This is a genomic window from Halorubrum sp. FL23 (genome assembly GCF_052439115.2).
GTDB lineage: Archaea > Halobacteriota > Halobacteria > Halobacteriales > Haloferacaceae > Halorubrum > Halorubrum persicum.
Genome location: NZ_JBQVRO020000004.1, coordinates 42826 through 68515, shown reverse-complemented (window position 1 = coordinate 68515; position 25690 = coordinate 42826). Strand labels below are relative to the sequence as shown.

Annotated in this window: 25 protein-coding genes and 1 tRNA gene; 10 read left to right on the top strand and 16 right to left on the bottom strand. The window is 70.8% G+C overall.

Annotated features, from left to right (window positions below):
- Positions 1-111 precede the first annotated feature (111 nt).
- The gene (locus ACT4MF_RS06250) at positions 112-897 is read left to right on the top strand and encodes an aldo/keto reductase (RefSeq protein ID WP_099255276.1); all 786 of its coding nucleotides are present in this window, start codon (positions 112-114) and stop codon (positions 895-897) included.
- Between the two features lie 84 nt (positions 898-981).
- Here the strand turns inward: ACT4MF_RS06250 and ACT4MF_RS06245 are convergent, their stop codons facing one another.
- Complete coding sequence (locus ACT4MF_RS06245) at positions 982-2844, bottom strand: S9 family peptidase (RefSeq protein WP_099255274.1); 1863 nt, start codon at positions 2842-2844, stop codon at positions 982-984.
- Positions 2845-2980: 136 nt separating this feature from the next.
- On the opposite strand from ACT4MF_RS06245, the gene ACT4MF_RS06240 reads away from it, so the two are divergent.
- Entirely contained in the window at positions 2981-4030 is a 1050-nt protein-coding gene (locus tag ACT4MF_RS06240; RefSeq protein WP_444682169.1) for a glycosyltransferase, read from the top strand.
- A 32-nt stretch (positions 4031-4062) separates the two neighbouring features.
- On the opposite strand, the gene ACT4MF_RS06235 is transcribed toward ACT4MF_RS06240, so the two are convergent.
- Positions 4063-4692: a plastocyanin/azurin family copper-binding protein gene (locus tag ACT4MF_RS06235; RefSeq protein WP_444682170.1), complete on the bottom strand. Its 630-nt coding sequence runs from the start codon at positions 4690-4692 to the stop codon at positions 4063-4065.
- 208 nt (positions 4693-4900) lie between these two features.
- On the opposite strand from ACT4MF_RS06235, the gene pyrE reads away from it, so the two are divergent.
- Together pyrE and ACT4MF_RS06225 are read left to right on the top strand one after the other, a co-directional pair.
- The gene (gene pyrE, locus ACT4MF_RS06230) at positions 4901-5449 is read left to right on the top strand and encodes an orotate phosphoribosyltransferase (RefSeq protein ID WP_444682171.1); all 549 of its coding nucleotides are present in this window, start codon (positions 4901-4903) and stop codon (positions 5447-5449) included.
- A 167-nt stretch (positions 5450-5616) separates the two neighbouring features.
- Positions 5617-5701 (top strand) — tRNA-Ser (locus tag ACT4MF_RS06225).
- 104 nt (positions 5702-5805) lie between these two features.
- Here ACT4MF_RS06225 and ACT4MF_RS06220 read toward each other — a convergent pair.
- Together ACT4MF_RS06220 and ACT4MF_RS06215 are read right to left on the bottom strand one after the other, a co-directional pair.
- Complete coding sequence (locus ACT4MF_RS06220; protein WP_444682172.1) at positions 5806-6117, bottom strand: DUF8081 domain-containing protein; 312 nt, start codon at positions 6115-6117, stop codon at positions 5806-5808.
- A gap of 91 nt (positions 6118-6208) precedes the next feature.
- The gene (locus tag ACT4MF_RS06215; protein WP_444682173.1) at positions 6209-7756 is read right to left on the bottom strand and encodes a (R)-citramalate synthase; all 1548 of its coding nucleotides are present in this window, start codon (positions 7754-7756) and stop codon (positions 6209-6211) included.
- Between the two features lie 325 nt (positions 7757-8081).
- Between ACT4MF_RS06215 and ACT4MF_RS06210 the strand changes: the two genes are divergently transcribed.
- Positions 8082-8570 (top strand): cupin domain-containing protein, encoded by a 489-nt coding sequence (locus ACT4MF_RS06210; protein ID WP_099256012.1) that lies wholly within the window; start codon positions 8082-8084, stop codon positions 8568-8570.
- Positions 8571-8611: 41 nt separating this feature from the next.
- On the opposite strand, the gene ACT4MF_RS06205 is transcribed toward ACT4MF_RS06210, so the two are convergent.
- Positions 8612-9274, bottom strand: coding sequence for a Dna2/Cas4 domain-containing protein (locus ACT4MF_RS06205; RefSeq protein ID WP_099256013.1), 663 nt, complete (start codon positions 9272-9274; stop codon positions 8612-8614).
- A gap of 188 nt (positions 9275-9462) precedes the next feature.
- On the opposite strand from ACT4MF_RS06205, the gene ACT4MF_RS06200 reads away from it, so the two are divergent.
- On the top strand, positions 9463-11628 hold the full coding sequence (locus ACT4MF_RS06200) for a PAS domain-containing sensor histidine kinase (RefSeq protein WP_444682174.1): 2166 nt from the start codon (positions 9463-9465) through the stop codon (positions 11626-11628).
- A 73-nt stretch (positions 11629-11701) separates the two neighbouring features.
- Here the strand turns inward: ACT4MF_RS06200 and mfnA are convergent, their stop codons facing one another.
- The 5 genes from mfnA to ACT4MF_RS06175 form a co-directional block, all read right to left on the bottom strand.
- Positions 11702-12769, bottom strand: a complete 1068-nt coding sequence (gene mfnA, locus ACT4MF_RS06195) for a tyrosine decarboxylase MfnA (protein ID WP_099256015.1) — start codon at positions 12767-12769, stop codon at positions 11702-11704.
- Positions 12770-12848: 79 nt separating this feature from the next.
- Positions 12849-15179: a phosphoenolpyruvate synthase gene (gene ppsA, locus ACT4MF_RS06190; RefSeq protein ID WP_444682175.1), complete on the bottom strand. Its 2331-nt coding sequence runs from the start codon at positions 15177-15179 to the stop codon at positions 12849-12851.
- Between the two features lie 346 nt (positions 15180-15525).
- Entirely contained in the window at positions 15526-16251 is a 726-nt protein-coding gene (locus ACT4MF_RS06185) for a DUF8116 family protein (RefSeq protein ID WP_512053243.1), read from the bottom strand.
- A 41-nt stretch (positions 16252-16292) separates the two neighbouring features.
- Entirely contained in the window at positions 16293-16883 is a 591-nt protein-coding gene (locus tag ACT4MF_RS06180; protein ID WP_444682177.1) for a DUF8054 family protein, read from the bottom strand.
- Complete coding sequence (locus ACT4MF_RS06175; protein ID WP_099256019.1) at positions 16880-17647, bottom strand: nucleotide-binding protein; 768 nt, start codon at positions 17645-17647, stop codon at positions 16880-16882. The genes ACT4MF_RS06180 and ACT4MF_RS06175 overlap by 4 nt, the downstream gene beginning before the upstream one ends.
- Before the next feature lie 114 nt (positions 17648-17761).
- On the opposite strand from ACT4MF_RS06175, the gene ACT4MF_RS06170 reads away from it, so the two are divergent.
- Positions 17762-19090: an MBL fold metallo-hydrolase gene (locus ACT4MF_RS06170; protein WP_444682178.1), complete on the top strand. Its 1329-nt coding sequence runs from the start codon at positions 17762-17764 to the stop codon at positions 19088-19090.
- 49 nt (positions 19091-19139) lie between these two features.
- Here the strand turns inward: ACT4MF_RS06170 and ACT4MF_RS06165 are convergent, their stop codons facing one another.
- The 6 genes from ACT4MF_RS06165 to ACT4MF_RS06140 all read right to left on the bottom strand — a co-directional run bounded on the left by ACT4MF_RS06165 (position 19140) and on the right by ACT4MF_RS06140 (position 23604).
- On the bottom strand, positions 19140-19403 hold the full coding sequence (locus ACT4MF_RS06165) for a bZIP transcription factor (protein ID WP_099256021.1): 264 nt from the start codon (positions 19401-19403) through the stop codon (positions 19140-19142).
- Positions 19404-19526: 123 nt separating this feature from the next.
- A complete protein-coding gene (locus ACT4MF_RS06160; RefSeq protein ID WP_012659832.1) occupies positions 19527-19799 on the bottom strand; it encodes a DUF7385 family protein in 273 nt (90 codons plus the stop codon).
- 113 nt (positions 19800-19912) lie between these two features.
- Positions 19913-20803 (bottom strand): endonuclease V, encoded by an 891-nt coding sequence (locus ACT4MF_RS06155; protein WP_444682179.1) that lies wholly within the window; start codon positions 20801-20803, stop codon positions 19913-19915.
- Positions 20804-21778, bottom strand: coding sequence for a rhomboid family intramembrane serine protease (locus ACT4MF_RS06150; protein ID WP_444682180.1), 975 nt, complete (start codon positions 21776-21778; stop codon positions 20804-20806).
- Between the two features lie 55 nt (positions 21779-21833).
- Positions 21834-22538, bottom strand: a complete 705-nt coding sequence (locus ACT4MF_RS06145; RefSeq protein ID WP_444682181.1) for a type I 3-dehydroquinate dehydratase — start codon at positions 22536-22538, stop codon at positions 21834-21836.
- Positions 22539-22629: 91 nt separating this feature from the next.
- On the bottom strand, positions 22630-23604 hold the full coding sequence (locus tag ACT4MF_RS06140; RefSeq protein WP_099255367.1) for a transcription initiation factor IIB: 975 nt from the start codon (positions 23602-23604) through the stop codon (positions 22630-22632).
- Between the two features lie 189 nt (positions 23605-23793).
- Here ACT4MF_RS06140 and ACT4MF_RS06135 point away from each other — a divergent pair, with 189 nt between their 5' ends.
- The 3 genes from ACT4MF_RS06135 to ACT4MF_RS06125 all read left to right on the top strand — a co-directional run bounded on the left by ACT4MF_RS06135 (position 23794) and on the right by ACT4MF_RS06125 (position 25660).
- Positions 23794-24570, top strand: coding sequence for a cobalamin-binding protein (locus ACT4MF_RS06135; RefSeq protein WP_444682182.1), 777 nt, complete (start codon positions 23794-23796; stop codon positions 24568-24570).
- Positions 24571-24581: 11 nt separating this feature from the next.
- The gene (locus tag ACT4MF_RS06130) at positions 24582-25184 is read left to right on the top strand and encodes a DUF84 family protein (protein WP_099255370.1); all 603 of its coding nucleotides are present in this window, start codon (positions 24582-24584) and stop codon (positions 25182-25184) included.
- Positions 25185-25405: 221 nt separating this feature from the next.
- Positions 25406-25660, top strand: coding sequence for a DUF7123 family protein (locus ACT4MF_RS06125; RefSeq protein ID WP_444682183.1), 255 nt, complete (start codon positions 25406-25408; stop codon positions 25658-25660).
- Positions 25661-25690: the final 30 nt, after the last annotated feature.

Sequence of the window (25690 nt, the reverse complement as noted above, 5' to 3'; positions counted from 1 at the left end):
GCTCGCTCGCGGTCCCCGACCGCCGCGACCGCAAGGGACTTTCGGCTCACGCGACTGTCTTCACCTATGTCACAGGAGCCGCAGTCCTTCGACGTACCGACCAACGACGGGATGCCGGCGCTCGGGCTCGGGACGTGGGAGAACGACGACCCCGCGCAGTGTACCGAATCCGTCACCACCGCGTTGGAAGCGGGCTACCGTCACGTCGACACGGCCCAGATCTACGGCAACGAGGCCGCCGTCGGGAAGGGGATCGCGGCCGCCGACGTTGCCCGCGACGACGTGTTCCTCGCCACGAAGGTGTGGATCGACAACCTCGCGCCCGAGGACGTGGCGGCGTCGACCCGCGAGAGCCTGCAGAAGCTCGACACCGAGTACGCCGACCTGCTGTACGTCCACTGGCCGGCCGGCGAGTACGACCCCGCGGAGACGCTGCCCGCGTTCGCGGAGCTCCGCGACGACGGCCTCATCGACCGGATCGGCGTCTCGAACTTCGAGCCCCACCACCTCGACGCCGCGACCGACGCGCTCGGCGAGGCGCCGTTCGCGAACCAGGTGGAGTGTCACCCGCTGCTCCGACAGGAGGAGCTGCGCGAGTACGCCGACGCCAGCGACATCGAGCTCGTCGGCTACTCGCCGCTCGCCCGCGGGGAGATCCTCGACGACCCGACGATCGCCGAAATCGCCGAGAAGCACGGCGTCAGCGCGGCGCAGGTGAGCCTCGCGTGGCTCCGCGAGAAGGGCGTCACCGCCATCCCGAAGGCGACCGGCGAGGCGCATATCCACGACAACTGGGCGAGCCTCGGGCTCGAACTGGACGACGAGGACATCGAGACGATCGACGGCCTCGATCGGACCGACCGACAGCTGAATCCGGACTTCGGCCCGGACTGGTAGCCGAACGGGGCTCCCCGCTCACGCCGTCGCGTCGGTCGCGACGTTTCCGCTCCGCCGGGACGGTCGCTCCGAGACCGGTCCCGTTCAGACGTGCTCCGCGAGGAAGTCGACGACCGCGCGGTACGCTTCGATGCGGTTCTCTAACTTCGAGAAGCCGTGCCCCTCGTCGTCGAAGACTAGCTTTCGCACCGGAACGCCCTGATCGCGCGCCCGTTCGACGATCTGTTCGGCCTCGTCGACGGGCACTCGCGGGTCGTTCGCGCCGTGAAGGACGAACAGCGGCGACTCGATCGCCTCGATGTTGTTGATCGGCGAGATCGACTCGAGGAACTCCCGGTCGTCGGCCAGCGAGCCGTACTCGGCCTCCCGGAGCTTCCGGCGCCAGTCGCCGGTGTTCTCGAGGAACGTGACGAAGTTCGCGATCCCCACGATGTCGACGCCGGCGGCCCACAGCTCCGGGTACTCCGTCAGCGCCGAGAGCACCATGAAGCCGCCGTACGAGCCGCCCATGGCGACGACGCTGTCGGGGTCGACTTCGGGGTGGTCGTGGAGCCACTCCACGCCCGCCCGGACGTCCGCGACCGAGTCCATCCGCCTCTCCACGTCGTCGAGCGCGGAGTACGCCTTGCCGTACCCCGAGGAGCCGCGGACGTTCGGCTCGAACACGGCGTAGCCGTTGTTCAGCAGGTACTGCTTGACGGAGGCGAAGGAGGGCCGACGCTGTGACTCGGGGCCGCCGTGGATGTCGACGACCACGGGGTAGCCGCCCTCGGGCGGCTCCGTCTCCGGCACGGAGAAGAACGCGGGGATCTTCCGCCCGTCGAAGGTGGGGTAGTGAACCAGCTCCGGCTCGACGAACGTGTCCGGCGGGATGCCGGCGGTCGAGGCGGCGGTCCAGCGCTCCGTCTCGCCCGTCGTCGCGTCGACGACGTACACGTTCGCGTTGTGGGTGCTCCCCGTCGCCGTGATCGCGAAGCGGTTCCCGTCCGGCCCGAAGCTCACGCCGCCGGCGACGCCCTCGGGGAGGTCGGGGGACGGGAAGGGGTCGATCCGGTCCGGCTCGACCAGCTCGCCGACCGTGATCTCGGTGTAGCCGTCGACGTTGCGCGAGTACACCGCGCGGCGGGACTCCTCGTGGATCGCGACGCCGTCGACGTTCCAGCCGTCGTCGCCGCCGGGCTTTTCCGGCGCGTCGTCCGACCCGGCGTCATCGGCGTCGTCTTCCCCGGAGGCGACCACCGAGAACTCGCCGGTCGCGAGGTCGAGGCGCTCCAGCCGGAGCGTGTCGCTGTCGCGGTCGGTGACGAGGTAGAGCGCCTCGCCGTCGGGCCCCCACTCGGGGCTGCCGTAGCGCACGTCCCCCTCGTGGGGCGTGTGATGTGTCAGATCCCCGCTCGCGAGGTCGAGGGTGTACACGTCGTGGTCGAACGAGGAGTGCGCCTCGTGGACGATCAGCCGGTCGTCGCTCGGGGACCACCCGGCGACCGAGAGCCAGCCGTCGCCCTCGTGGACGCGTTCGGCGCCGTCGCCGATCGCGTCCCGATCCTGTACGTACACGTCGAAGACGGCCTCGTCGCGGCGGTTCGAGGCGAACGCGAAGCGGTCGCCCTCGTCGTCCCACCCTCCCCAGCGGTGTTTCGCATCGGGGCGGGCGGTGAGGTCGGTGATCTCGCCCGACTCGTAGTTGAGCAGGTACAGCTGGGCGCGCTCGTTCCCTCCCTCGTCCATGCCGAAGACGGCCTCGGCGCGCTCCGGCGAGGAGTCGACGAACGAGACCGACTCCTCGAAGAACGTGTGCTGTTCGGGCCACCCGAGCGGCTCGTCGAGCGACCACACCTGTCCGGTGCCGGTGGTGTTCAACAGGAAGGAGAGGCGCCCGTCGGGGCCGAGATCCGCCCCGCCGGCGTTCCGCACGTTGAGGTATCGCTCGATGTCGTACTGGTGCATGCGGTCCGGTTCTCCGCGCGCTGTGAAACCGTTTCGGGTGGGAGACCGTGTCGCGCGACCGTCCACACGCCGTCGGCATCCCTTCGCCCCGCCGGATGCCGTGTCTTTTTATCCGACCCAGCCGTCCGGTCGGCGTATGCGCGTCGCGTTCGTCTCGCTTTTCGCACCCGGCCACGGCGACACGCCGGCGCGGTCGCGGACGCGACGGATCGCGCGGGGGCTCGCCGAGCGCGGGCACGACGTGGTCTGGCTCTGCGCCCGCTGGTGGGGCGGCGACCACGGCGCCTTCGAAGACGACGGGATCGCTTACCGGTCGGTGACCGTCGAGCCGTCGCCGTCGGCGTTCGCGGCGCGGCTTCCGCTCGCGCTCCGGCGGGTCGACCCCGACGTGGTCCACGCCGTCAACACCCCGCCGACGCCCGGAATCGGCGCGGCGGTCGCGAGGGTCCTCTCCCGCGCTCCCGTCCTCGTCGACTGGTGGCGCGACCACCCGGCCGACTCCCGGCGGCGATACCGGCTGCTCGCTCGGTGGGCCGACACCGTCACGACGCCGTCGCGGACGACGAAGACGCGGGTCCGCGAGCAGGGCGCCGACGGCGAGGACGTGCGGGTGATCCCCGAGAGCATCGACTTCGACCTCGTCGAATCGGCCGGCGTCGACGACCGGTTCGACGCGGTGTACGCCCGGCGACTGGACCGTCACGCCAACGTCGAGACGTTCCTGCTCGGGCTCGCGGAGCTTCGCGGCCGGGACTGGACCGCCGCCGTCGTCGGCGACGGCCCCGAGCGCGCCCGGATCGAATCGATGGCGAGCGACCTCCGGATCGACGACCGAGTGTCGTTCCTCGGCGACCTCCCCCTCCGCGAGCGGGTGGAACTGTTCAAGGGGACCCACGTCGCGGTGGCGACGGCGACGTGGGAGACGTTCGCGACCGACCTGCTGTGGGCGCTGGCGTGCGGCTGCGTCGCCCTCGTCGAGTACCAGGCGGATTCGAGCGCTCACGAGCTCGTGGAGGGGCGCCGACGCGGGCGGCTCGTCACGAGCCCGGCAGAGCTCGCCGACGAGTTCGTCGCCGTCGGCGACCTGGACAGCAAGTCCGTCGAGCACGACTTCGCGTCCTACGACCACGACGCGGTGCTCGACCGGGTCGTCGACGCGTATCGGGCGCTCTCGGATCAGAACTGAGACCGAAAAACCGCGCGGGCTGCGGCGAGCGACTACTCGTCGTCCTGCGTGATCGTGCCGCCGTACTTCATGAACACGAAGGCGAGTCCGAGCGTGCTCACCATCGCGACGAACGTCGCGACGCTGAGCGCACGGGCGCCCTGTGGGACGAACACGGCGTCGGAACCGCCACCCCCAACCGTCTCGGTCTCGATGTCACCGCCAACCGCGAGGCCGGCGTGCATGCCGACATTGGTGTGCGGGACACAGTGGTAGTGGGTGATGCCCACGTCTTCCTCGCTGGTTTCGTACTCGTAGGTGTGCCCCTCTTCGCCGATCGGGTCGCCGCTGTCGAGGCTGGCCGGCCCCTCGACGGTCTGCACGTTGTGGGAGCCGCCCTGTCCGGTCCACTCGAAGGTGATCGTCGTCCCGGGATCGACCCACAGCAGCGTCGGGTCGAAGGCGAGCCCCTGATCGCCGGCCCCGACTTGAACGGTGACCTCGCTCTCGCCGCGGGCGTCCTGGTAGGACCCGACGTTCCCGCTGCTGGCTCCGCTCGGCCAGACCGGCTTCTCCTCCTGTGCCGCCGCGGTCCCCGTCGTCGCCGCCGCCGCTCCCGCGACGCCGGCCGCGCCGCCGGCGGTCCGGATGAACCTGCGCCGAGAGACGTCGTCCGTGCTCATACACCCCGGTTTGTGACGGCCTGTAGTGAATATGTTGATCCGAGCGTGGGACGGTGACCCGCGATCGACGTGGCGACCGGCGGCGGGAGCGCGTGACGCGGATCGGTATCGCCGGTCGCGGCCGACCGATCACGCGCCACCGGCAACCGACGGTGCGTCTCGCTCGCGTTCCGACCCGTTTATGGTCGCCGCCGCGCGCTGTCTCGGTATGACCGACGACGAGCGACGGAGCGAGCTCATCGCCGCGCTGCGGGCGGCCGACGCGGTCCGGTTCGGCGAGTTCGAGCTCTCACACGGCGGGACGAGCGACTACTACGTCGACAAGTACCTCTTCGAGACCGACCCCGACGCGCTGACCCTCGTGAGCGAGGCGTTCGCCCGCCGGCTCGCCGACACGGACGCGAAGCTCGCGGGCGTCGCCTTGGGCGCGGTCCCGCTCGTGGCCGTGACGGCCGCCGAGCTGGGGCGCCCGTACGTCATCGCGCGCAAGCAGGCGAAGGAGTACGGCACGGGCAACCGCATCGAGGGGCGGCTCGACGAGGGCGAGGAGGTCGTCGTGATCGAGGATATCGCCACGACCGGGCAGTCCGCGGTCGACGCCGTCGAAGCGCTCCGCGAGGCGGGCGCGACGGTGAACCGCGTGCTCGTGGTCGTCGACCGCGAGGAGGGCGCCGAGGAGCGACTGGCCGACCACGACATCGAACTGGAGTCGCTGCTCACGGCGACCGAGCTGCTCGCGGAGCGAGACGCGGAGTAGCCGGGGTCCGCACCCGAAATCACCTCGGTCGCGTCAGCCGTCGGCGGCGCGACCCGCCGAGGCAGTCGCGGTCCGAGTCGACCGGGCGGCTGAGACCGCCCGCCGATCCCGACCCCTCCGTCGGCGATCGAAACGCATAACAGCGGAACCGGCCAACCGAAGAATGAGCCGAGGTAGCCTAGCCTGGCCAAGGCGGTAGATTCGAAATCTACTGTCCATTCGGACACCGGAGTTCAAATCTCCGCCTCGGCGCTTCTTCCGGACGCTCGACTCGGTAGCGGCCGGTTTCTCCCGGCCCCGTCGACGGGACTCGCCACCCGATATCGACGGGCCCGAGCGCCCCGACGTTCGACCGGTTACGGCTCCCCGCCCAGCGACTCCTGCTCGGGCGGTGCGTCGCCGCGGAGCCGCCGCCGGCGCTTGTCGTAGGCGGCCTCGAGCTTCGCGTTGGTCGCCCGCGAGACGAGGTACAGGTCGGCGTCGTCGCCGTCGCGCGGGTGCGCGCTCGAGACCCAGACGTGGCCGTCGCCCGCCGAGAGATCGTCGGCCCAGCGCTCGGCGGCCGCGCGGCTCTCGAACGCGTGGCGGGGGCCGTCCTCGAAGACGAGGCGGCCGACCTTCGCGTTGCGCTTCCGGGCGGAGGGTTTCACCGCGACGACGACGCTCACGACCGCCGTTCGGGCGGCATCGCTTAAAAACCTCGTCAGACGCCGCCGCTCACGTCGCCGCGGGCGGCGGACCGGCCTCGGTGTCTCCGCGTCAGTCGTCGGCGAGCGAGGCCGCGTCCGGCGTGGACCCGTCCTCGGCGGCGGAGAGCAGTCGGTCGAGCCCGTCGACCATCGCGACGACGCTGGCTCGCGTGATGTCGGCGTCGGTCGATGAGACGCTCACGGACCGGTCGCCGCGCGAGAGGTCGACCTCGACGGTGACGACCGCGTCGGTCCCGCCCGTGATCGCGTCGACGTGGTAGGAGTCGAGCTCGAAGGCGACGCCTTCCCCCGCGTGGTCCCCGGAGAGCGCGGCCCGAACCGCCTCCAGTCCGGCGTCGACCGGGCCGGACCCGGTGCCGGAGGCGACGCGCTCGTCGTCGCCGACGCGGAGCCGGACCGAGGCCGTCGGGAGGTTCCCGCCGGAGGTCGCCGACAGGTCGACGAGCTCGACGTGGCGGTCGCGCTCGCGGCCCTGCACGTCTTCGGTGATCGCGAGGAGGTCGGCGTCGGTGACGCGCTTCCCGCGGTCGCCGAGCTCCTTCACGCGAGTTACGACCTCGCTCAGCTCGTCGTCGTCGACCGCCACGTCGTGCTCGGCGAGCGCGGCCTTGACGCCGGCGCGCCCGGCGTGTTTACCGAGGACGAGCCGTCGCTCTCGCCCCACCGTCTCCGGCGGGTACGGCTCGTACATCGTCCCGTCCTTCAGGGTCCCGTCGGTGTGGATCCCCGACTCGTGGGCGAAGGCGTTGGCGCCGCAGACCGCCTTGTTCGGCGGGAGCGCGACGCCGGTCGCGTCGCTCACGGTCCGACAGAGCCGGTAGAGCCGCTCCAGTTCGACGGTGTCGATGTCGTACGACTGATCGAGCGCGATGGCGACCTCCTCTAAGGCGACGTTGCCGGCGCGCTCGCCGACGCCCATGACGGTCCCGTGGACGGTGTCGGCGCCCGCCTTCAGGCCGGCGTGGACGTTCGCCACGCCGAAGCCGAGGTCGTCGTGGGTGTGGAGGCTCGTGGGCCCTCGGTCGGCGAGCCGGGAGACGACCTCGGCGGTGCGCTCCGGGTCGGCCGCGCCGACGGTGTCGCAGTAGCAGATCCGGTCGGCGCCGGCGTCGAGCCCCGCGCCGAGCAGGCGTTCGAGGTAGTCGAGGTCGGCGCGGGAGCCGTCCTCGCCGAGCACCTCGACCCACAGCCCGTGGTCTTTGGCGTACTCGACGAGCTCGACCGTCGTCTCGACCACGTCGTCGCGGGTCGATCCGACCTTCGTCTCGACGTGTTTGTCCGAGGCGGGAACGACGAGGTTGATCCCGTCGACGCCGCAGTCGAGCGCGTGGTCGACGTCCCGCTTCACGCCGCGGGCGAAGCTCGTCACGGTCGCGTCGAGCCCCTCGTCGGCCACCCGGCGGATCGCCTCGCGCTCGCCCTCCGAGGTGCACGCCGAGCCGGCCTCGATCAGGTGCATCCCGGCCGCGTCGAGCTCGCGAGCGAGGTCGACCTTCTCGCCCGGCGTCAGGGAAACGCCCGGCATCTGCTCGCCGTCGCGCAGGGTGGTGTCTAGCAGCTGTACCTCGTCGAGTGTGGTGAGTTGTGTTCGGGTCAAAAGGAAATCCGTCGGCTCCTCGGTGGGTTCAGGGTCGGTGCCGCCGCGGGGCGGTCGTGCCCCGGTGTCGTTATCGTCGGAGAATTTCGCGGCCAGCCGCCGTGAGGCGACTTCCTCTATCCCCCGAACGATCACGATCGTCTCGTGTCATTCGTATCCGTGCCGACGCGTCACACACGGATAAAATCGTCGGGTCGTGACAGCGTTGACCGGAGCGACCGCTGCGGTGCGTTCGGGCGGTCCCCCTTCTGACGACCGGCCCACCCCTGAGACCATGTGCCGACGGCGGGGACACGGTTATACGGCTCCCGTCGGACGAGCGTGTATGCGGAAAACCGCGGTCGACGACGTCGACGTCGTCACGAACCCGATGGGCGTCCACGACGTGCGAAAGCCGGTCTCCAAGGCGCTCGGCGCCGACCACGTCGCGATGAACTACTTCGAGCTCGCTCCCGGCGACGCCTTCTCGGGCGGGCTCCACACCCACGGCGATCAGGAGGAGATCTTCTACGTGCTCTCGGGAACCGCCACCTTCGAAGTGGGCCGCGAGCGCGAGCGGGTCGACGTCGAGGCCGGCGAGCTGATCCGGTTCGCGCCGGGAGAGTTCCAGTCCGGCTTCGTGCGCGAGGACGCCGAGGAGGAGGTCGTCGCGTGGGCGTTCGGCGCCCCCGGTGCGCGCCACGACTGGGACCAGATCGAGTCGCTGATCGAGTGTCGCGAGTGCGGCGAGGAGCTCCCCCACGCGACCGAGCTGACCGACGAGGGACGGTTCCGGTTCACCTGCACCGAGTGCGGGTCCACCTTCTCGCCGTAGCCGGCGTCACCGGCGCGTGCGGGCTTGTCTCGACGGCCGACTCACCCGAGTAGCGACCGGAGCGTCCGCCGACCGGTGCCGCACCGCTCCCGGTACTCGCAGGCGGAACATCGGTCGTCGTCGACGCGCGACGGCGGGCCGTCGATCGCGCGGGCGGCCCGCAGCGCCCGCCGATAGGCGGCCTTCTTTCGCGTGGTGAGCCGGACCTCGCGGACGGTCCCGACGCTCGGGTATTCGACGAGCGCGCGCGGGATCTCGCGCTCGCGCTCCCACGCGACCGCCTTGGCGACGGCGACGGCCTTGACCGCCTGCGGCTCCCAGACGCCGTTCTCCGGCGGCTCGCCCGGTGAGACGACCGCGGGGACCGGCGGCTCGCCCGCCGCTCCCCCCGCGAGCACCTTGTGGACCGTTCCGCGACACTCCTTGCCGGCCCGAAAGACGCGCTCGTGGGTCGGATCGACGAGTGCGGCGTAGTCGTCGCGCTCCCGGAGCCGCGAGAGGTTCCGGCGGTACGCGGCCGGCGACCGGCGGATCGGGAGCCGACGGAGCGTCGCGTCCGGCGCGTCGGCGAGCGCCGGATACCGGAAGGCGAGGTCGATCCGCGCTCGCGCCTCGTCGGGAACGTCCGGATCGTTCTCACGGCGCGCGTAGTAGAGCTGTCGGGGGCAGTAAGCGGCCCGGGCGAGGTCGCTGAAGGGCGTCACGGCGGGGGTTGCTGCGGCACCGGTGAAAAGCGGGCGGCCTCTCGCGGAGGCGGTGTCCGGCGGGCGAGCCGTGGTGCGGTGTGCGGTCGAGTCTCGCGCCAAAATGACACTGAAGCAACCACGACATATTAGTCCGCCAGCCGTCTCATACGCCATACAACCCGATTTATCACCGTCGATCATTTCCTATGAATACCTCCACACCGATTCAGATACTCCACGTCGATGACGAGCCCAACTTCGCAGAGATGGTCGCGCGGTTCCTCGAACGCGAGGATGACCGCTTCGTGGTCCACATGGCGACGACGACGGAGGAGGGGCTCGCCCGGCTCGGCGACACCGACATCGACTGTATCGTCTCCGATTACGAGATGCCCGATCGGACGGGCGTCGAGTTCCTCGAAGCCGTCCGTGAGGACCATCCCGACTTGCCGTTCATCCTGTTCACCGGCAGGGGAAGCGAGCAGATCGCCAGTCACGCGATCACCGCCGGCGTCACCGACTACCTCCAGAAGAAAGCCGGCACCAGTCAGTACACGATCCTCTCCAACCGCATCAGAAACGCCGTCAGCCGGCGCCGCGCGCTCAGAGAGCAGAAAGAAAACGAGCGTCGCTTCGAGGCCGTCTTCGAGGACCCCCAGGTGCTCGTCGGCATCTTGGACGCCGGTGGCCGCGTCGAACAGATCAATCACACTGCCATGGAGTTCATCGGGCCCGACCACGAGGAGATCGTCGGCGACCCGTTCTGGCGGACTCCGTGGTGGGACGACGCGAGCGGATACGACGTCGAAGGCTGGGTCGAACGCGCAGCGGCCGGTGAGTACGTGTCGTTCGACGCGGACCTCACGCGGCCAAACGGCGATCCGTACAGCATCACCGGAACGCTACGCCCCGTGACGGACGACGACGGAAGCGTCGTCTCACTGATCGTCTCCGCGAAGGAGATCACCGAACAGCGACGCCGGCAGCAAGCGCTCGACGAAGAGCAGGCGTTCATCAACCAGGCGCTCGACACCCTCGATGACACGTTCTACGTCGTCGACACGGACGGCTCGCTCCGGCGGTGGAACAACAGCCTGCGTGACGTGACGGGGTATTCGGACGCCGAGATCGCGGAGATGCACGTCGCCGAGTTCTTCAGCGACGACGACGCCGAACGCGTACTCGACTCGATCCGCGAGGTGATCGAGACGGGGAGAGCGACGGTGCAGGCGGAGTTCGCCACCGCGGACGGGTCGCACCTCCCCTACGAGTTCACCGGCGCTCGCCTGACCGATTCCGACGGGCAGATCGCCGGCTTAGTCGGCATCGGACGCGACTTATCCGGGCGGAGGGCCCGTGAGCGGGAGATCGAGCGGGTGCGGGACCTCCTCGAAAAGACCGAACGCATCGCCGATGTCGGCGGGTGGGAGATCGACACGGAGACGATGGAGGTGTCCTGGACCGACCACCTCTTCGACCTCTTGGGAGGTGCGTACGAGGAGGAGCCCCCGCTGGAGGACGCCCTCGACCTCTACCACGAGGCGGACCGCCCGCTCGTTGCGAACGCGGTCGACGAGGCGCTCTCGAGCGGCGAGCCGTTCGACGTCGAGGCCCGGTTTCGGACGCCGGACGACAGCGTTCGGTGGCTCCGCGTCCAAGGGAAGCCCGAACTGGAGGACGGCGAGGTCGTGACGCTGCGCGGGGCGGTCCAAGACATAACCGACCGGAAACAGTACGAGGAGACACTGGAACGGCAGAACGACCGCCTCGACGAGTTCTCGAGTGTGGTTTCCCACGACCTCCGGAATCCGCTGAGCATCGCCGAAGGACACGTGGAGCTCGCGCGGGACGACTGCGACAGCCCACACCTCGATGCGGTCGCCCGAGCGCACGAGCGGATGGACACGCTCATCGAGGATCTGTTGACGCTGTCGCGTGAGGGGCGGGAGGTCCGAGACGTCGAGGTCGTGGAGTTGCCGGCGTTCGTCGAGGCGTGTTGGACACACGTGGCGGCGGCGGACGCGACGCTCGACGTGACGCTCGACGGCAGGATCCGAGCCGACCGAAGCCGGCTCCGGCAACTGCTGGAGAACGTGCTGCGGAACGGCGTCGAACACGGCGGCAGCGACGCGACGATACGGGTCGGCCGACTCTCTGACGGGTTCTACGTCGAGGACACGGGGGGCGGACCCTCCGAGGCGGACCCTGAGGCGGCGTTCGAGAGCGGCCGCTCGGCGCTTGACGGCGGCTCCGGGTTCGGGCTCTCGATCGTCAGGCGGATCGCCGAAGCGCACGGCTGGGCCGTGCGGGTGACGGAGCGCTCCTCGGGCGGCGCGCGCCTCGAAATCACCGGCGTGCGGTTCGTAGACTGACGCGTTCGTTCTGTGGCGGCGCGCCTGCCGGCGATCGTGTCCGCCGCCCCGGACGCGGTCGGGGCGATGGGTGTCAGTCTTGGATCCGGTCGAGGTCCGCCACGAACGCCCTGAGCGCCTCCCGCGTCACGTGGGGCATACAGACGACGCGGAGCTCGCCGCGTCCCGTCCGCGACACCTTCCACCCCGCCTCCCGGAGCGCGTCGAACTCCGGCTCGGGGAGCGCCGCGGCGACGAGCGGCAGCTCCGGATCGACCACGTCGTACCCGCGCGCGTCGAGCGCCGCCGCGAGCCAGTCGGCGTTGGCGGTCGCGCGCTCGACCGCGTCCCGGTAGCCGTCCGGCCACAGCGCCTCCATCGCGGCGACCGCGCCGGCGACGCCCGCGCCGCTCCGCGTCCCCGTCAGCGTCGCCTGCGACCGCGTCTCGAGGTAGGGCGTGTCGACGGCGAGCGCGTCCAGCGCCGCGTCGTCGCGGGCGAGGAGGCCGCCGGCCGGCACCGCCGCCTGCCCGAACTTGTGCGGGTCGATCGTCAGCGTGTCGACGGCGGCGTCGCCGAACGCCCACTCGGCGTCGGTGAACGGGAGCACGAACCCGCCCCACGCCGCGTCGACGTGCATCCGCGCGCCCGCCTCGCGGGCGATCCGGGCCAGTTCCGGGATCGGGTCCACCCGTCCGTACTCCGTGCTCCCGGCGACGCCGACGACCAGCGCGGTCGACTCGTCGACGGCGGCCGCGACGGCGTCCGTCCGCGTCCGGAAGTCGTCGTCGACGGGCACCGTCCGGAGCTCGACGCCGAGCAGCTCCGCCGCCTTGTGAAACGAGAAGTGGCCGCTCTCGGGGACGACGACGTTCACGTCGCTCGCGTCGTGGCGGTTCCGCGCCGACCGGACCGCCTGGACGTTCGCCTCCGTGCCGCCGGAGGTGACGTATCCCGCGGCGTCGGCCGGCGTCGGGTGGTCCGCCAGCGTCGCGAGCAGTTCGACCGCGCGCTCTTCCAGCGACGCGACCGTCTCGTACGTGGCCGGGTCGCCCGGATTCGTCGCGAGGAACCGCTCCGCCGCCTCCCGAGCCGCGGGATGCGGCTCGGTACACATCGAAGAGAGCACCCGGTCGAACGACTGCGGCTCGGGCTGCTGCATTCGACCAATCCTTGCCGCGGAGGCTCTTACCCGTTCCGTTCCGGGCGCTCCGCCCGGGCGGCTCGGGTCTGCGACCGCGTCAGCGGACCGAATCGAGGAGGAGCCGCTGTTCGGTCCGCTTCACCTCGTGTTGTACGTCCCGCACCGCGTCGATGTTCGCGGAGATGGAGGAGACGCCCGCCTCGACGAGGAACTCGACCATCTCCGGCTTCGACCCCGCCTGTCCGCAGATGCTGGTGTCGACGCCCAGCTCCCGACACGTCTCGATCGTGTCGCCGATGAGCTGTAACACCGCCGGGTGGAGCTCGTCGAACCGGTCGGCCACGTGCTCGTTGTTGCGGTCGACCGCCAGTGTGTACTGCGTGAGGTCGTTCGTCCCGAAGGAGGCGAAGTCGATCCCGGCGGCCGCCAGCTCCTCGATCTGCAGCGCGCTCGCCGGCGTCTCGATCATCACGCCCCACCGGTGCGTCTCGGGGTCGATCCCGGTGTCGCGCATGTGCCTTTTGATCCCCTCGATGTCGCTCGCGTCGTTGACGAGGGGGAACATCACCTCCAGGTTGTCGTACCCCATCTCGTAGAGCCGCGCGAACGCCGCGAGCTCTTGGCGGAACGGCTCGGGCTTGTCGAGGCTCCGGCGGATCCCGCGCCAGCCGAGCATCGGGTTGTGCTCGGCGGGCTCGCCGCCGCCGCCCTCGAGCTCTCGGAACTCGTCGGTCGGGGCGTCGATGGTCCGGACCCTGACCGGTCGGGGGTAGAACTCGTCGGCGACCCGCCGGACGCCCTCGATGAGTTCGTCCTGGTAGGCGCGGGCGCCGTGGTCGGCGATGTACTTCTCGGGCGTCTTCCCGAGCGACAGCACCATGTGTTCGATCCGGAGCAGTCCGACGCCGTCCGCGCCCGTCGCGGCGGCGCGCTCGGCCGCCTCCGGGATCGAGACGTTCACCTTCACCTCCGTCGCCGTCATCGGCTTGACGGGGGTCTCCGGCCGCGCGGCCTCCACCGGCTCGAACTCCTCGCCGGCCTCGGCCTCCTCGTCGGTGCCGGCGCGGACGGTCCCCTTGTCGCCGTCGAGCGTGACGCTCTGCCCGTCGTTCAGGAGCCGCGTTCCGTTCCCGGTACCGACGACCGCGGGGACGCCGAGCTCCCGGGAGATGATCGCGGCGTGGCTCGTCATTCCGCCCTCGTCCGTGACGATTCCGGCGGCCCGCTTCATCGCGGGGACCATGTCCGGCATCGTCATCTCGGTGACCATCACGTCGCCCTCCTGCACCTGGTCGAGGTGGTCGAGCTTGTGGACGATCCGAACGGTCCCGGAGACGACGCCCGGGCTGGCGCCGAGGCCGTCGACGAGCACGTCGGCGTCGTCATCGTCGTTGGCGACGCCCGCTTGGCCCGATCTCCCGTCGCCGGCGGAGTCACCGTCTCTGCCGGCTTCCGCCCCGTCGGCGCCCCCTTCCGACTCCTGGATCGTCGTGATCGGTCGGGACTGCAGCATGTAGATCTCGCCGTCGTAGATCGCCCACTCCACGTCCTGTGGCGTCCCGTAGTGGTCCTCGACGCGCTCGCCGAGTCCGACGAGCTCCTCGATCTCCGCGTCCGAGAGCACCCGGCTGTTCCGGCGGTCGTCGTCGACGTCCAGCGTGACGGTCTCGCCCGTCTCCGCGTCCTTGACCATCTCGACCTTCTTGTCCGCGACGGTCACCTCGTCGACGGTGCCCCGGTCACGGTCGTACACGTAGTTGTCCGGTGACACCGTGCCCGAGACGACCGCCTCGCCGAGCCCCCACGCGGCCTCGATCGTGATCTGCGGGTCGCCGGTCGAGGGGTGGCTGGTGAACATGACGCCCGACTTCTCGGCGTCGACCATCCGCTGGACGACGACCGCGATGTCGACCTCGGCGTGCGGGAACCCCCGCTGCTGTCGGTAGTAGATCGCCCGCTGGGTGAAAAGCGACGCCCAGCACTCCTTCACCCGCCGGATCAGGTCCTGTTCGCGGACGTTGAGGAAGGTCTCCTGCTGACCGGCGAAGGAGGAGTCCGGGAGGTCCTCGGCGGTCGCCGACGAGCGCACCGCGACGAACGCCTCCTCGCCGTCCTCGCCCATCGCTCGGTATCTCTCGACGATCTCCTCGCGAACGTCGTCGGGAAGCGGCGTCTCGAGGATCAGCTCCGCCGCCGTCTCCTCGGCTTCGCGGAGCGCGGCGGAGTCCTCTGGATCGACGTCGACCGCGGCGAACAGTTCCTCGTCGATTTCCGCCTCTTCGATAAAGGTACGGTACGTGCCCGCAGTGACGGTGAACCCCGGGGGGACCGGGAGCCCCGCGCCGATGAGTTCACCGAGCGAAGCCGCCTTCCCGCCGACGGTCCCGACGTCGTCGGCGTCGACATCCTCGAGCCAGAGTACTGCCATTCGTGTGCTCGGAGGATCCGTGAGCCGACGTATGAAGCTTCCGGACTGAGTAACTGTGAATAAAAGATTACTCGCTGTCGAGTGATCGCATCGGTGCGAACCGCGCGTCCCGGGCGGCCGCCGCTGGTCGATGCCCGTGACGGACACGGAACGGGAAACGTGGTAGAGGGCCGAAGCGTTCCGGGGAACGACGAACCGATCGACGGCTCGTACACCCGGCTACGGTCCATCCACTCGAATACTTACCTCCCGATCCGAACACGGGACCTAACACATGTTACAGGGGTTGTAACAGCGGTCGTCGAGCGACCGCGGCCGTTCGCGCGGACCCGTTGCTCCGGAACGGTCACGCCGACGCGAGCCGCTCCCGCTCCGCGCGGAGGAGCCGCTCCCAGAGGCCGAACAGGCCGCTGTCGAGCCCGTAGCTCTCGTCAACCCGTCGGACCCACGCGTCGTCGGCGAACAGCAGCCGCTGGAACCGCCGCACCGGCTCGGAGAGGCGGTCGCGGTCGCCGCCGTAGTACGACAGCGACTCCTCGCGGGTCCGCTCGACGAGCCCCGACGGAACCTCGATACCGTCGGCGGCCGCGGCGTGTTCGAACCACTCCACGTGCAACAGCGCGTCGGCGAGGAGGAACCGGTCGCGGAAGCCAGAGACCCGCTCGAGCGCCGGCCTACCGTCGATGGTCACGTCCTGCGCGCGGGAGAACTGCGGCGCGGTTACGGTCACGTTCGCGGCGTCCGCGACCGCGGCGGCGACCCGCCGGAGCCGCCACTCCCCGTACCGGACCGGTGCGATCAGGGCGGTCTCGTACCACAGCGGGAGCCACTCGCAGTACGGCTCGGAGAACCGGCCGTCGGCGAGCAGCGTCGCCGCGACGGAGCGCGCCGCCGCGGGCGACAGGGCCGACGGATCGTCGCGGAGCTCGGCCGCGACCCGCGAGCCGTCGAGCGCGTCCGCGCCCTCGAACCCCATCCCCTCGGCGACGTGGCGGGTGTACGCGCGGCTCGCGGCGTACCAGTCGGCGAAGTCGGTCGGCGACGTCAGGCGGAGGAGACGGAGGACGGTGATACTCGGCGTACGGGGCGCAGAACCCTAACTGCTGTGGCGGTTCAGTCGTCGAACTCGCCCCCGTCCGCCAGCGCGTCGTCGAGCCCCCACTCGGACGCCCGCTCCGCCGCCTCCGAGCGCGCCTGTTCGCGGATCGCCTCGATCCGCTCGTCGTCTTCGAGGAACGCCGCGACCGCGTCGCCGTCGTCGTCGCGGTCGGCGTCCAGCCGATGGTCGGGCGCCGCGTCGCGGGTGCGGTCGGCGAGCGTCTGGTCGTCGGCGAGCTCGGTCGCCGCGGCGCCCGGAGGGACGCGGAGCGCCTCCTCCTCGTGGGCGGCGTCGAGCGCGCCGTCCTCGACCGCGTACAGCTCGACGCGGTAGGGTCCGGGGACCGCGAGCTCGGCGAGCGCGTCCGGACCCCCGCTGTCGCTCACCGTGTTGTACGCGAGCACGGGGACCCCGTCGGCGAAGGTGACGACGCCGCGGGCGTCCCCCTCCAGCAGGAGCGTCTCCTGTGGCACGAGGGTCGCGTAGCCGGTCAGCTCTCGATCGAGCGCGCGGCCGAGCGCCGTGCCGACGTCGGTGACGACGCGCGACCGCAACAGATCCCCGCGGGGGATCCGCAGCGCCGGCGACTCCGCGGTCCCGGTCATGGCGTGTCGGGGACGACCGCGCTCCGGAAGCGGTCGGCGACGCTCCCCTCGTCCCCGTCGCGAACCTCGAGCCGAGCCGCGGCCCGCCGGTAGCGGGCGGCCGGCTCGCTCTCCGGGGCGTGCGCGAGCAGGGGCTTCCCGGCGCGCCTCGCGGCCCTGACGGCGCCGCTTTCGGGGACGTTGGCGAGAACGGGGCCGCCGAACCGCCGCTCGGCCTGCTCGGCCACGTCGGCCGCGTCGCCGCGGACCTTGTTGAACAGCACGCCGGCGGTCTCCGTCCCGTACGAGCGGGCGTACTCCTGGACCTTCAGCCCGTCAGAGAGCGCGGGGATCGTCGGTTCGACGACGACGACGACGCGGTCGGCGAGGACGACCGGGAGCACCGCCGACTTCGAGCCGAGCGCGGCCGGCGAGTCGAGCAGCAGCACGTCGGCGTCGCCGGCGAGGTCGGCGACGACCTCGCGGAGCCGGCCCGGCTCGGCCGCCTCGAAGCCCGCGAGCGACGTGCCACAGGGGACGACGCTCAGCCCGAACCGGTCGTACGTCGCCTCCGACACGTCCGTCGCGGTCCCCTCCACGAGGAGGTCGTGGAGGGTGACCGCCGCGTCGTCGAGCCCGGCGTGGAACAGCAGGTTCGCCATCCCCGTGTCGGCGTCGACGACGGTGACGTCGTGCTCCTCGGCGAGCGCCATCCCCAGCGCGAGCGTGCTCGTCGTCTTCCCCGTGCCGCCCTTCCCGCTGGCGACCGCGAACGCCTCGACCATGCGCCGATGTGTCAGGTCGCCGGGCTAAAACCTGTCCATCACGGGCGCCCGACGCCGTCGCTCCGGTTCGGATCCACCGGACAGCGTTTTGCCGCTCGGCACCAACCGTGGCCTATGCCCACCGTCATCGACGCGGACGCGTTCCGCGACAGGATCGACGAGCGCCGGCGCGGCGAACGGACGTTCGCGCTCGTCGACACGCGTCTCCGCGAGAGCTACGAGAGCTGGCGGATCGCCGACTCGATCCACTACTTCTACAAGCCGTTCCACGAGTTCGACGTCGACGACTTCGAGGCCGAAACCGGCCTCGAGCCCGACGACGCGATCGTGACGACCTGCGCGAAGGGGAAGGCCTCGCTCGACTTCGCCGCGGAGCTGGAGGCCGCGGGGTACGACGACATCGCGGTCGTCGCCGACGGGATGCGCGGCTGGTCGAGCGTGTACGACCGGGCCGCGGTCCCCCTCCCCGACGCGGGGGACGACCCGCTCGACATCGTCCAGATCCAGCGGCGCGCGAAGGGGTGTCTCGGCTACCTCGTTGTGGGCGGGAAAGCGGCCGACGCAGGGCAGACCGCCGACGGAGCCCATCACACCGCCATCGCCGATTCCGGTGCCCCCGACCGTGTCGCCGCCGATTCCGATGACTTCGACCGCGTCGCCATCGCCGTCGACGTCTCACGCCACGGCGAGGAGTGGTGGGAGGCGGCCGCGGCACACGACGCCGCGATCGCCGCGGTGCTCGACACCCACGTCCACGCCGACCACCTCTCCGGGGGTCGCGATCTCGCGGACGCGCTCGACGTGCCCTACTACCTCCCGGCGGCGGCCGCCGAGCGCGACGTGGCGTACGCGTTCGAGCCGCTTTCCCGAAACGAGACGCTGGATGTCGGCGGCATCAGCGTGAAAGCGCTCGCGACGCCCGGCCACACCTCCGACATGGCGAGCTACCTGATCGGCCGGTCGGCGGTCCTCACCGGCGACACGCTGTTCACCGACAGCGTCGGCCGCACGGAGCTGCAGTTCGGCGCCGACGATGATGCCGACGCGGGGCCGGCGTCGGGGGACGGCGCGGCGTACGGAGCGACGCAGCTGTACAACTCGCTCCACGGAACGCTGCTCGCGGAGCCCGACAGCGTCGTCGTCTGCCCCGGCCACTTCGCGGTCGCGAACGACGGGACGACCGACGGCGTCGTGCCCGGCGAGCCGGTGACGACGACGGTGGGCGCGGCGCGCCGCGACATCGACGTGCTCGGGCTCGACGCCGAGGCGTTCGTGGAGCAGATTACGGCGACGCTGCCGGAGAAGCCACCGAACTACGAGCGCGTCATCGCCGCGAACCGCGGCGTCGACTCCCCGCCGGACGAGACCGCGGCGATCGAGCTGGAGCTCGGTCCGAACCGATGTGCCGCCGACGCCGGCGGCGAATCGACGGCGGACGACTGACGCCGATCCGCACGGCCGAGCGGTCGTCGGGGGCTTACCAGTCGTCCGATCAGTCGTCTCGGTCGGTCGCGACGTCCCGGGCGGCTTCCAACTCCGCCACACGCTCGCGGAGGTCGTCCCGCTCCCGGACGAGCGAGTTGACGGCCGCTTCGAGATCGGCGATGCGGCTTGTGAGATCGAGGTACGCGTAGCCGGCGAACAGGCCGACTGCGAGGCCGATGACCCCGCCGACGAGGAACCCGACGAGCGTCGTGACCGACATGAAGAGGGCATCGGCGACATCCTCGGCGCTGATGGGGAGGGCGAGCGGCATGCGCCCGCTGGTACGCGATCCCTGAAAAAGGTACTCACCGTGCTGTCCGACCCGTCGCGCGACTCGCCGTCCTCCCATTCGCTATCTCGCGACTCGCTATCGTCCGACTTACCGCCGCCCGACTCACTCGTCGTGGATGAACACGAGCCGCTTCGACTCGGTGTTACAGAGACACAGATCGATCCCGTCGCGGGTCGCGCCGATCTGCTGCCAGCCGTGGTCGCTGACGAACAGCGTCTGAAAGACGCCGCGGTCGCAGTCGGGGTTCGGGCAGCCGACCCCCGCGGCGTTTTTGTACACGGTGGTCCCGCCGCCGGAACTCTGCCGGACCAGACCGTCCGTCAGCGATCGGAACTCCTCTGCGGACATCGGACCCTCGGTCTCCTCGTCTCCCATGCGTTCGCGTTCGCGACCCAGCGTATAAAAACCGCCTGACTGTGGTAATTGGTAGCACACGACGCTTGATCTTCGCGCTGCCCGGCGCCTCGCCCTCACGCCGCGCCTCGCCCTCACGCGGCGTCCCGCTTCACGGCGTCCGCGTACGCGTCCGCGATCCGGGTCGGCTCCGGGAGCTTGTAGCCCGCGCACAGCGCCGCGACGAGCTCGACGGTCGTCGCGGGCGACACCCGGTGGCCGGGGCTCACGTACAGGGGGTTCACGCGCCGGCTGTTCGGGTACTGACGGGACTGGTAGGCGTGACCGATGACGGGGGCGGCGTCCGGCTCCGCCGTCTTGACCGAGTCGTCCGCGCGGATCGGCGTCCGCCATCCCTCCGGGCGCTCGTCGGTCGGCTCGTCGGGGTCGCCGCACAGCAGACTCTTCGCGACGCCGACGCTCGGCACGTCCAGCAGGACGCCGACGTGGGTCGCGACGCCCGCCTCTCGGAAGTGGACCCGACCGGAGCCGTCACACACCAGCAGGTCCGGCTCGACGGAGAGGGCATCGAGCGCCGCCAGCATCGGCTCCCCCTCCCGGAACGCGAGCAGGCCCGGGATGTACGGGATCGACAGCGGCGTGACGGCGCTCGCGTACTCGATCACGTCGCCGTCGCGGATCGCGACCGCGGCGGAGACCGCCCGGTCCTCCCCGTCGTCGGGCGTCAGGAACGCCTGGTCGATCCCCACGACGACCGGGGCGTCCGGAGCGTCGGCACTCCGGCCCGGGCCCGGAAGCGTCTCTTGGCGCGCGTCCGGCGGCCCGTCGGTCAGGTCCGCGGGCTCGTCGATCGCGACCGCGGCCGGCTCGATCCCGTGGTCGTCCGCGAACGTCGCCGTCGACGCGATCTCGCGCTGGAGCGACGCCATCTCCTCGTGCGAGAGCGTCGGGTCCGGGAGGAACTCGGGGCGGACGACGCCGTTGTGACCGCCGTGAGCCGGATCGGCCGCGGGATCGGGTCCCATTCAGAACCGCCCGCCGGGCCCTCCCGGCCCGCCCGGTCCACGGGGGCCGCCCGGACCGCGGGGGCCGCCCATCTGCATCCCGCCGGGGCCACCCGCGGACCGCGCGAGGCTCTCGTTGCGCTTGCCGAACGCGAGGCCGATGGCGAAGCCGATCAGGTGCGCGAGGTGCGCGATGCCGCCGACGCCGCCCGTTCCGGTCTGGATCACGAGCACCGCCGAGATGAGCGCGATCCCCCAGGTGAGGTACTTGATCTTCATCGGGATGACGAAGAAGAGGAGCACCTGCATGTTCGGTCGCCACACGGTGAGCACGCCGAGAATCGCGAAGCCGGCCCCGCTGGCGCCGAGCACGCCGACGGTCGGCGCGCCGGTCGCGATCGCGAACAGGACGTGGCCGAGGCCGGCGAGGACCCCCGCGCCGAAGAAGAACCCGACGAAGCGGCGCGACCCGACCGCGCGCTCGACGAGCGGGCCGAAGAACAGGATGACGATGCTGTTGCCGATGATGTGGAACAGCTGGAGTCGCGAGTGCGAGAGGACCGAGGTGACCCACGTCCAGACGTTCCCGAGCGCGTCCGACCGGAGGACGAAGAGCTGGCTGTGAGCGGCCTCGCCGAGGGTGAGTGTCACGACCCACTGCGCGAGGAACGTGATCCACATCGCCGCCAGGATGGCGTAGGTCGCGTTCCCGCGGAAGTAGCTCACGAGCCCGCCGGTGCTCGTCTCGCGGTCGAGCCGCTGCTTGAGACGCCCCACGACGCCCGCCGACGACCCGGAGCCGGAGCCACCCGCCCCGCCGGCCTCGACGCCCTCGTCGAACCCGCTGTCGAAGACCCCGCCGGGGTCGTCCCACTCGGCGAGGCCCGGGCAGTCGTGGTTCTCGGGCAGGCGGTGATCGGCACAGAACGTCTTGCCGCACCGTTTACACTGGTACGGGAGGTTCTCGTACTCCCCACACACGTCGCACGTCGCCATTGCCGTCACTTACGCGGGCGGTCGTAAAGCGGTTTGGCTCTTTGCCGTGGCTGTCTCACTCGTCCGTCCCGTCCCCTCCCAGCCCGTCGACGAGCTCTCTGAGCGTCGCCAGCGGGTACTGCCCGGGCGCGGTCGCGTTCGCCGGATCGACGGGCGCGTAGCCGATCTTCGAGCCGTACAGGGGGGTGACCGCACGGGTGTGCCGCCCCGGTTCGCCCATGCACATCGTCGCGACCCGATGGCCGGCCGCGGTCGCCTCGTGGGTCGCCTCGATCATCGCGAGCGCGTCCGCCGGCGCGGTCGCGGTCGTCGCCAGCTTCCCCACGTCGCCCTCGCTCGCCGCGTCGGTGAGCAGGTCGACGAGCGCGGCGGGCTCGGGCGTCGACTCGAAGTCGTGGACCGAGACGACCACCGAGACGCCCTCCTCACGCGCCGTGTCGCGGAGCGCGGTCGCGTGCGACTCCTCACCCTCGGGCGCGTTCCCGCGGAGCGCGGCGAGCTCCACGTCGACGGCGGCGACCGCGTCGCGGGCGACCGCGGTCGAGAGCGCGTCGAACCGGCCGAGGTCGCCGGCCTCGCCGCCCTCCCACGTCGCCCGGTTCGTGACGAGCAGCGGGAGCTCGCCGTCGTACGCGTCGAGCTGAGCGAGCGGGTCGCTCGCGAGGTCCATCCGGAACTCCACGGCGTCGGCGTGCTCGCGAGCGCGCGGTTCCTCCGAGAGGTCGGCCGTGCTCGCAGTCAGGACGAACGCCTCGAACATACGCGGGGGTTCCGCGGGCGGGGACTTATGTGTGTGCGTCCGGCGGGAAGCGGAACCGATCGGTGGCCAGAAAAGCGTCGTCGGGTCGAGGTTAGGCGACGAGACCGTCTTCGGCCTCGAGCAGCTCGTGGTAGCGGTTCCGGATGGTGACCTCGCTGATGTCGGCGACCTCCGAGACGGCGGCCTGCGTCGTCTTCTCGTTGGTGAGGAGCGCGGCGGCGTAGACGGCGGCGGCCGCGAGCCCCACGGGCGATTTGCCCGAGTGGACGCCCTTCTCCTTCGCGTTGCGCAGGAGGCTCTTCGCGCGCATCTCGGACTCCTCGGAGAGCTCCAGGTCGGAGGCGAACCGGGGGACGTACTGCTCGGGGTCGGCCGGCTTCACTTCGAGCTTGAGCTCGCGGACGACGTAGCGGTACGTCCGGGCGATCTCCGCCTTCTCGACGCGGGAGACGTCGGCGATCTCGTCGAGGCTGCGCGGGACGCCGGCCATCCGGGCGGCGGCGTACACGCAGGAGGTGGAGACGCCCTCGATGGAGCGGCCGGGGAGGAGGTCCTCGTCGAGCGCGCGGCGGTAGATGACCGATGCGGTCTCGCGGACGTTGTCCGGGAGCCCCTGTGCGCTGGCCATGCGGTCGATCTCGCCGAGCGCCTGCTTCAGGTTGCGCTCCTTCGAGTCGCGGGTGCGGAACCGCTCGTTCCACTTGCGGAGGCGCTGCATCTTCTGGCGCTGACGGGCGCCGAGTGAGCGCCCGTACGCGTCCTTGTCGCGCCAGTCGATGTTCGTCGAGAGCCCCTTGTCGTGCATCGTGTTGGTCGTCGGGGCGCCGACGCGGCTCTTCTCGTCCTTCTCACGGGAGTCGAACGCGCGCCACTCCGGCCCGCGGTCGACCGAGTCCGCCTCGACGACGAGCCCGCAGTCGGCGCAGACGCTCTCGCCGTGTTCCTCGTCGTTGATGACGTTGCCGTCGCACTCGGGACAACTGAGCGTCTCGTCGGTCTGTTCCGATTCCGTCTCGTCCGTCTCCGTTCGGGAGCGACTCCCCCGCGTGTGTAATCGTTCACTCATGGCTAAACCCCCTCTCGGTAACTGAACACGGCCCGAGAGCGATCTTGTCCGATAGACGGCGGAACCGAACTTAAAACGACCGGAACGCGTCGCCGGAAACCCGACGAAAGGACACGATCTATCACGTGTTTTCGGGATCTCTCGTGACGACCGAAACGCTTGGGCCGGTGGCGCTCCGAGCCGGTTCCGATGAGCTCCCCCCGCGTCGTCTCGTTGGCTCCGAGCGCGACGGCGACCGTGACCGCCCTCGGCGCCGCCGAGACGCTGGTCGGCGTCACGCACCACTGCGACACCCCGGACGACGCGGGCGCCGCACACGGGACGGAGTCGCCCGCTCCCGTCGGTGGCTGGCTCAATCCCGACCTCGACCGCGTCGCCGAGCTCGCTCCGGACGTCGTCCTCACCAGCGACGGGCTCCAGAGCGACCTCGCGGACGACTGCCGCGAGCGCGGGTTCGCCGTCCGCCACCGCGAGCCCGCGACGCTGGACGAGGTGATCGCGACCTTCGCCGCCCGCGGCGCCGACGTGGGGCGACCGGAGGCCGGCGACCGCCTCGCCGCCGAGGCCCGGGACCGCCTCGATCGAATCGCCGACGCGGTCGCGGACCGTCCCCGCCCGACCGTTTACTGTGAGGAGTGGTCGGACCCGCCGATGGCCGCCGGGAACTGGGTCCCCGACGCCGTCCGCGCCGCCGGCGGTCGGTACCCCTTCGTCGAGCCGGGCGAGCGCTCCCGCGAGGTCGCGCTCGCGACCGTCGAGCGAGCCGACCCCGACCACGTGATCGTCCACGTCTGCGGGCACGGGGACCGGGTCGACCCGGCGACCGTCGAGGAACGCGACTGGGCCGTCGACGCCCCCGTCCACGTGATCGACGACTCACTTTTAAACCAGCCGAGCCCCGCCCTCGTCGACGGCGTCGAGCGGCTGGCGCGCCTGCTCCATCCGGGGACCGAGAGCTATTCGTAGCCCGTCGCCCGATCTTGGGTATGCGAGTCGGCGTCGGCAGCGGGAACCCGGTGAAGCGGCGCGCGGTCGAACAGGCGCTCGGCGTCGAGCGCGACTCCGATCCCGGTACGGTCTCCCGCGACTCCGGGACGGGCGCCCTCCACGACCTCCGGGGCGACCCTGAAGCGATCGCGGTCGAGACCGTCCCCGTCCCGTCGGGAGTGAGCGAGCAGCCGACCGGCCACGCCGAGACGATCGCCGGCGCCGAGAATCGGGCCGCGGCCGTCCTCGACGCGGAGCCGGACACGTACGACCTCGCGGTCGGGATCGAGGGCGGCGTCGCTGGGTTCGACGGCGCTGACGGGCTCTTCCTCGTCATGTGGGCGGCCGTCTCAGACGGGTCGCGTACTGGACGGGGAGCCGGTCCGAGCCTCGAACTCCCCGCGGACGTGGCCGCCCGGATCGAGGACGGCGAGGAACTCGGTCCCGTGATGGACGACCTCCTCGACACGGAGGGTGTCGCGCGACGCGGCGGCGCGGCAGGTGCGTTCACGCGCGGTCGCGTCGACCGCGCTGACGCCCTCGCAACCGCGGTCGCCGGCGCGCTCGGACCGTTCGTCTCCGACCTGTACTGACCCGGAACGGCTCTCGTTTCGTTCCGATCCGGGTCCGAGACCGACCGGTCCCGGCGCAGCTGCGGACCGGCCCCGCCCCCCGACGTGACGGTTCGAGAGCTGTACCGAAACGCGGCGCTCGTCACCCGTCCGTGACCGCTTTCAGCGACAAAATCGCATGACTGCGAGGTGTTAACTCGGTCTACCAACCGGTTTATGAGGAGACATGACCTGTCTCCGGTATGAGCACGGTCCAACCCGACGCGGTTGCCGTCGAATCTGCTGGCCTCTCCGCGAAACAGACGCGCATCCTGCGGTATCTCCGCGAGAACGCCGCCGACAAGACGTACTTCAAATCGCGGCTGATCGCCGACGAGCTCGATCTCTCGGCGAAGGAAGTCGGCGCGAACATGAGCGCGGTCGCCGACGCGGCCGCCGACATCGACGTCGAGAAGTGGGGATACTCGTCGGGAACGACGTGGATGGTCACGGTCTGACGAAGCGCGCGAGTCCGCGACGAGAGCGCG